At 69.4% G+C, this 1,511-nt stretch carries 1 protein-coding gene and 1 pseudogene; one reads left to right on the top strand and one right to left on the bottom strand.

The window, feature by feature from the left end; translation table 11 throughout:
* Positions 1 to 34 precede the first annotated feature (34 nt).
* On the bottom strand, positions 35 to 811 hold the full coding sequence (locus BFF76_RS30140; RefSeq protein WP_031094388.1) for a S1 family peptidase: 777 nt from the start codon (positions 809 to 811) through the stop codon (positions 35 to 37).
* A gap of 238 nt (positions 812 to 1,049) precedes the next feature.
* Between BFF76_RS30140 and BFF76_RS30135 the strand changes: the two are divergent.
* Positions 1,050 to 1,511, top strand: a pseudogene (locus BFF76_RS30135) (hypothetical protein); the annotation flags it as partial.

The raw sequence follows: 1,511 nt of genomic DNA, 5'->3' as shown, positions 1-1,511 counted from the left end.
GGGCGCCCCCGGGTGTCCGGCGGGGTGGGGTGGATCAGAGGGTGGAGGCGGCCGAGGCGATGGTGGAGGCGAAGGTCGACACCTGGGTGTACACGCCGGGGTAGCCGGGCCGTGCGCAGCCCTCGCCCCAGCTGACGATGCCGACCTGGATCCAGGCTCCGGCGTTGTCCTTGCGGAACATGGGTCCGCCGGAGTCGCCCTGGCAGGTGTCCACGCCACCGGTGCTGACGTATCCGGCGCAGATCTCCTGGCTGGCTACGAGGTCGCTGCCGTAGGCCTGCTGGCAGGTGGCGTCGGAGACGAAGGGGACGTTGGCCTTGAGGAGGTAGCGCTGCTGGCCGCCGCCCTCGGTGGCGGCGCCCCAGCCGGCGACGGTGAAGGTGCCGGTGTCGTAGGCGGTGGTGGTGGCGATCTTCAGGGTGGGCTGGTTGATGGGCTGGGCGAGCTTGATCAGTGCCCAGTCCTTGCCGACGCCGTTGTAGCCGGGTGCCTGGAGGACCTTGGTGGAGCGGACCTTGATGGCGGAGGACGACTGGAGGTCGACGACGCCGCCGGTGGCGGTGATGGAGGTGTTGTTGCCGGATCCGCTGACGCAGTGGGCGGCGGTGAGCACGATGGTCGGGCTGTAGAGGGCGCCGCCGCAGCCCATGGAGAGCCGGACCATGAAGGGGAATTCGCCCTGGGCGGCGCGGGTGCCGCCGACGACGGGTGCGGGGGCGGCGGAGGCGTTCGACGGCTGGAGGCTGAGGGTGGCGAGTGCCACCGCTGCTATGACGGAGCATCTCTTGAGGGTGCGCAGAAGCTGCTTCACGGCTGTGCCTGCTTTCGTGTGGGGGGCCGGGGGGTGGACTACTGGTGCAGGCGTGCGGGTGTACGTGTCCTGGTCAGGGGCCCGCACCGCGCAAATCTCGGCATGCCCTCGACAAGAACGATCCGATTATCGGGAAGCGCTCACCGGTGTCACAAGGCAGGGATTCCGGCCAAGATCACTTTCCGTGGATCGGCCGGTTTTCCTCGGACCGGCCTAGAGTGAAGGTCCGTTGAGCGCCATTGATGGGGGTTCGGACGTGAACGACGGCAGCAGTGACGGCAGTGGCGGCGGTCCGGTCGTCCACGGGTTCCCGCACCTCGAAGCGGTCCGGTCCGCGATCACCTCGCTCTACCGCCGCGTCTCCCCCGACGGTGTGCACGCCTACGCGACGAGCCTCGCCCCGGCCGACGCGGCCTTCTCCGATGTGGACGACCTGTATCTCGGCGCCCAGCGGGTGGCCGGCGCCCTGGTCCAGCACCTGCGGCTGCCGCAGGCCCGTATCGTCGTCGGCTTCCGGCGGATGGAGCACGCCGCGAGCGTCGAACTCACCGCCGGGCCGGAGTACTTCATCGAGCTGAACGACCGTTTCCGTACGCATCGCAGGGACATCGGGGCCGCGCTGGCGCACGAGATCACCCATGTGCTGCTGCACCGGCTGGGACTGGAGCTTCCCGGCACCCGCGACAACGAGATCCTCACG

The organism is Streptomyces mutomycini (genome assembly GCF_001700505.1).
GTDB classification, from domain to species: domain Bacteria; phylum Actinomycetota; class Actinomycetes; order Streptomycetales; family Streptomycetaceae; genus Streptomyces; species Streptomyces mutomycini.
This window is presented reverse-complemented; position numbering and strand designations above follow the sequence as displayed.